At 39.1% G+C, this 5,473-nt stretch carries 5 protein-coding genes; all 5 read right to left on the bottom strand.

The features are described from left to right. Nucleotides 1-103 precede the first annotated feature (103 nt). The 5 genes from MWU84_RS23460 to MWU84_RS23440 all read right to left on the bottom strand — a co-directional run bounded on the left by MWU84_RS23460 (nt 104) and on the right by MWU84_RS23440 (nt 4,881). A complete protein-coding gene (locus MWU84_RS23460) occupies nt 104-469 on the bottom strand; it encodes a four helix bundle protein (protein ID WP_246906436.1) in 366 nt (121 codons plus the stop codon). Between the two features lie 131 nt (nt 470-600). Beyond that, the gene (gene ruvC / locus MWU84_RS23455; protein ID WP_246906435.1) at nt 601-1,158 is read right to left on the bottom strand and encodes a crossover junction endodeoxyribonuclease RuvC; all 558 of its coding nucleotides are present in this window, start codon (nt 1,156-1,158) and stop codon (nt 601-603) included. 32 nt (nt 1,159-1,190) lie between these two features. After that, the gene (locus MWU84_RS23450; RefSeq protein WP_031442283.1) at nt 1,191-1,667 is read right to left on the bottom strand and encodes a hypothetical protein; all 477 of its coding nucleotides are present in this window, start codon (nt 1,665-1,667) and stop codon (nt 1,191-1,193) included. A 158-nt stretch (nt 1,668-1,825) separates the two neighbouring features. Further along, complete coding sequence (locus MWU84_RS23445; protein WP_246906433.1) at nt 1,826-4,522, bottom strand: M56 family metallopeptidase; 2,697 nt, start codon at nt 4,520-4,522, stop codon at nt 1,826-1,828. Then, entirely contained in the window at nt 4,519-4,881 is a 363-nt protein-coding gene (locus MWU84_RS23440) for a BlaI/MecI/CopY family transcriptional regulator (protein ID WP_031442279.1), read from the bottom strand. Before MWU84_RS23440 ends, MWU84_RS23445 begins: the two co-directional genes overlap by 4 nt. Nucleotides 4,882-5,473 lie beyond the last annotated feature (592 nt).

Here is a 5,473-nt window from a genome sequence, read left to right as displayed (position 1 = left end):
CAGTGGTCAGTGGTCAGTGGTCAGTGGTCAGTGGTCAGTGGTCAGTGGTCAGTGGTCAGTGGTCAGTGGTCAGTGGTCAGTGGTCAGTGGTCAGTAAAAATATCTATTTGGAACCAAACTTGTCATGGTTATTAATCATAAAATAGATTAGTTTCCCAATTTCCTGACTTTCACTTACTATCTCATCGAATATTTCTTTGTTTATATATTGGCATTCCATCGCATATTCCAACCATACTTGAGTTTCTAGATTCTCGGCATCACTATCTGTTAATTTATTAATGAAATATTTTGGATAAAGACGCTTAGCATAAGATTCGGCAATATTTGCCGAAACACTTCTTGAAGATCTTCTTATTTGATCTGTCAAGGAATATCTTTCTTCCTTAGGAAAGGATTTGGAAATCTCAAAAATCCTCATCGCCAAAGTAAAAGATTTTTTATAAGCCAATAAGTCCTGAAATCTCATAGTTACTGATTGCTGTTCAAAAGATCTAAATTATATTTTTTAAAAAATTGGTATATAAATCTGATCCAAGTCCCATTTGGCTCAAACCAAACTGTTTACTGATTACTGATTACTGTTTACTAGATAATTGTTTATTGTTTATTGATTTTATCACCATTTTGTTTCACAAAAGCATCCCAACCGCTATAGCTTTTGCCCACTTCTATTCGGCCTTCGTTGTAAAAATGACAGACTGCAGCGGCAAGGCCATCGGTACTGTCCAGGTTTTTGGGGAGCGACTTTAGTCCCAACACGCTTTGCAGCATTTTGGCCACCTGTTCCTTACTGGCATTACCATTTCCAGTAATGGCCATTTTAATCTTTTTTGGGAGGTATTCCGTGATGGGAATTTGGCGCGATAGACCTGCAGCCATGGCCACTCCCTGGGCCCTACCCAACTTGAGCATGGATTGCACATTCTTTCCAAAAAAAGGGGCCTCAATAGCAATTTCGTCCGGGTGGTAAGTATCGATCAGTTCTATGGTGCGCTCAAAAATAAGTTTAAGCTTGGTATAAGGGTCCGCGTACTTCTGAAGCAAGAGCTCGTTCATCTGAAGAAATTCCATTTTCTTATTCACCACCTTTATTAGGCCAAAACCCATAATGGTGGTTCCAGGATCGATACCCAATATTATCTTTTCATTTGCCAAGGAAGAAATTGTTTAGATTCTAGATTTATATTTCAGTTGGAATTCACTATAATGGGAATCCTAAATTTTGAGGATACCGGCACCCCTCGTTTTAAGGCAGGCGATAATGGAGGCAGGCCTTTTAGGCTTTGAGTGATGATGCTACGAAATTCGGGGATCTGATTTTCAATATCTTGGTTGCGCTGTACTTCCAAGACGGATATTTCCCCTTTGTAGTCCACCAAAAAATCCACGTATATAGAGGTGTTGATATCGGACACAAATTGAAATTCAAAATCCTCCAAAGTCGCAGTATATTGCTCCAATAGTGTATTTTGAAAACAATCCAACTGCCCCGTCTTGTCCAACATTTCATCACAGTTGTCAAATAAGGGATACTTATCCACCTCATTAAAATTTATATTGCGCATTTCCTCGTTTACCAATTCTTGGGTTTTTTCTTCTTTGGAAGTAAACCAGTCGCAAGAGGTAAAAAGACAAAAACAAGCCAAAACCGCAACTTTCCTCATGTATGCCAGATTCTGGGCGGAAATTACAATTTTTTGATCAATTTAAGGGCTGTAGCTGTCAATTTCCTCCTCAATAGTCTTATCCTATGGCCTTCAATCTTCATGAAATAAACTTAGGAATAGTACTGTGGTCACCTCTTAGAAAGAAATAGTAGTGTTTACTTATTGGTAATATGGTATTTCTGTTGGTCCGTAACGACAAGCATAGTAGTGGGCAATCCTTTGTACTTAAAAGTTAAGACATCCCCTTTTTGGGCTTCAATCTCAATTAGCCCATCAAAGTCGGTAACCAAAACCTCATTTTTTCCTTGTATGGAAACATTAACTCCTGGCAACCCTTTGGCTCCATCGGTAACCATACATCGTAGATACTCCTTACCACCAACCTTTTTAACATTTGCCATTACGGACATCGTATTCGAAACAGACATTAATTCCATCGATTGCGACGACTCATTTTCTTCAGGCCCTTCAAGCTTAAAGGTAATCGGAATCGAAAAAGGTACCCGTACCTTTTTACCACGGTGTTCCCCAGGTATCATTTGCGGCAACAAAGAAATAATTCGGGCCGCCTCATCCTCCAATAATTTGTCTGGACCGCGTAACCTAACATTACCAATGCTTCCATCTTCTTGGATAATAAACAGCACATGTACCCGTCCCTGAATACCCATTTCCTGGGCTAGTTCAGGATATCTAAAATTCTTTCCAATATGCCTTTGCAACATTTGATTAAAACAGGCTCTCATATCCCCTGCATCCTCACAACCTGGATAGACTGGAACTTTTTCTATAATGGCGAAGGGCACATCTACTGTTCCATCATCATTTTCCCCGGAATCAATTTGACTCTTAAGCGCACGCAATTGTTGATCTAGGTTAATGATAATAGGATCCCTTTCGTTAGTTTTTTCCAATAATCGCTTTCGCTCCATTACCAACACGTTGTATCTAGAAGCTAGATTGGATGAAGATGTATCGTGAATTTGCCCGAAATCATGTACTCCTTCCAACTTAAATGTAATCGGTATGGAAAATGGCACTCGCACTTTTTTTCCTTTGTGTTCACCAGGGACCATTTGCGGGAGTAAGGAAATGATACGGGCTGCTTCGGCTTCCAAAATTTTATCAGGGGAGCGCATCCTTACATTTCCAATACTTCCATCTTTCTGTATAACGAACATAATATTAACCCTTCCCTGTATTCCCTTTTCCTGAGCTTCTTGGGGATATCTAAAATTCTTGCCAATATGTTTCTGCATTTGTTGTTGAAAACAATCCCTTTCGTTATCTGCGTCTTCACAACCTGGAAATACAGGCACCTGCTCTACTTCCGCAAAGGGAACGTCAACTTCATCTTGATTAGGAATAGCTACTCCCAAAACCTTGGTTTTAATATTTTGTGTAGGCCCTAGATCGTTTTCATTTCTTTCTGTCTGATAAACAAGAAAATCATATAGCCCATCAGTTATGATTAGGCTATCGTAGGAGCTGCTTCCATCTTCAAAAATTTCCGCCAACTTGCCATTTAACGCCCTTAGTTCAATCCCAGTTAAATCATTTGTGTTCTTTACCTCAAATACAAAATAATCCTTGGGAATTCTGTCGCTATCATCTATCAGCATTACATTCGTGTCATAGGCAGCTATAGAGGCATTCAAATTTTTGTCCAACAACTGAAAGGCTTTTTTTTGCCTTACATAATCATCATATAAAGCCGAGGTTGGGTCTTTCATTTTGTAGGTCCAATCTGGCATTGTTCCTTTAGAATCTTCAGCCATTTTCTTATAATACAGTTTGGATAAAATTCTACTTTCAAAATAATCATACTTGCTAAGAATTATATTGTCAGAATACACATTCTTCCTTTGGGCAAAGGCATAATGCACCGCTCCAATTGAACCCTTCTCCTGGACCTGCCTTTTAATATTTTCGTTAATTTTTTTGATCAAGGCCAAATCCTCAACATTTTGTCCTGGATTTGCCTCTACTTTCTCTTGAGCTTCCATGGAAGTGTAGATTAACATCCCTACTACCAATGGCGCCAGCAATAAATACTTAAGTTGCCAAACTTTTTTTGATTTTGATTTTTGTAACATGACGATTCGTTTTTTGACTAATGATGATTTAAAAAATTGATTGATGAAAGAAATATGTTGGGTCTGAAAGACCTGTGACAACAGCAATTGATACTGCTCCGCTTTGTGGGTCTTGGCCACTTTTGCATCGGCGATGAACTCGTGCAATTCGGAAACCCTATTTTGATAGACGTAGACCAAGGGATTGAACCAACTTACAATCCGCATCAGTTCAAAGAACAGCAGATCCCAACTATGCCGCTGCTCTATATGCACCAGCTCATGCTGAATGATACTCTCATGGTCCTTCTCCAATACTTTATCCCCCAAAAAGATGGACCTGAAAAAAGAAAAGGCCATTTCACTGTTTCGTACCACTACCCGAGTAAAATCCTTAAAATACCGGATTTCGCCCTTGGCTTTGAGTCGCTTAATTTGATATAGTTTATAAGTAAACAGCATGGCAGCCATTAACATTCCGCCGTAACATATTATTTCGCTTGCGGAAAAATTAAAAGAAGGAGAATTTTCAGGAGAAACGACCACTCCGTCTGACATGTCCATGCCCCAGAGATATTCTGGATACACAAAATATTCAGAAGATACAGTGGTCTTCAAAGCCTCTATCTTTATCCAAGGCAGTAATAGGGAAAGTACAAATGTCCCCAGCAGGTATACCCTGTTCCACTGAAAAAAGGTTTCCCGCTTAAGGAACAGATCGTAAACGATCAAAAATAATAGCTGGAATGCCATGCATTCTAAAATAAACCGTATCATTCCTTCTCTTTTTTAATGTCCTTGAGTATGGATTCCAATTCCGATAGGCTCATATCGTTCTTTTTCATAAAGAAAGAGACCATACTTTTAAAAGAACCCTGAAAATACCCGTCCACCAGTTTGTTGATCGACTGGTTGCCATAATCCGATTTCTTGATCAATGGAAAATATAGATAGCCCCGCCCCTCCTGCTCGTGGTCCACGAAACCCTTGCTCTCCAGAATACGTACAATAGTGGAAACTGTATTATAGGCAGGTTTGGGCTCCGGCAATTCGTCAATAATTGCGGCCACGTTGCATTTCTGCAACTGCCATAATACCTGCATTACCTCCTCCTCCGCTTTGGTCAATTGTTTCATTTAACTAATTTTTTAGTTGAACACTATAACAAATATAACTAAATATTTAGTTTAAACTAATTTTTTAGTTAAAAAGTTGAATTGAAGTTATCCCTAGCGTCAAACTCACACTAGAATTTTTTTAATCTGAATTCTAAAGAGGCACGAGCGTGACGCCCGTCTACCGACTAAGGCAAGATCACGACAGCAATAGGTGACTGGACCAGTCATTTCGACTGTTCGACTACTAAGAGAAATCACACAGGTAGCTGTACGAAAATTGTAAATTAAAGGGAAAAAGTAATATGTCTTAAAACAAAATATTAAATTTTGATAGTTCCGCGCCAATCTTGTGCGACTTCTCGTCATCCACAAAATGGGACTCTGTCTAAGTGACCTCTCTGGTCATTTCGACGGTTAAGGAGAAATCACACATGTAGCTAAACTCAAACATCAATTGTTTGAATAATTTTTCAGATATGAACAATAAAAAAAGTACGAAGACCAAAACCATTATTTGTGCGACTTCTCGTCGTCCCGAAAAGGACTCTGTCGAAGTGACTACCCATAGTCATTTCGACTGTTAAGGAGAAATCACACAAGTAGCTCAACG

It is taken from the genome of Arenibacter sp. F20364 (assembly GCF_023015905.1).
GTDB lineage: Bacteria > Bacteroidota > Bacteroidia > Flavobacteriales > Flavobacteriaceae > Arenibacter.
Note: the sequence above shows the minus strand (reverse complement) of the source record. Positions and strands in the feature narration are given on the sequence as shown.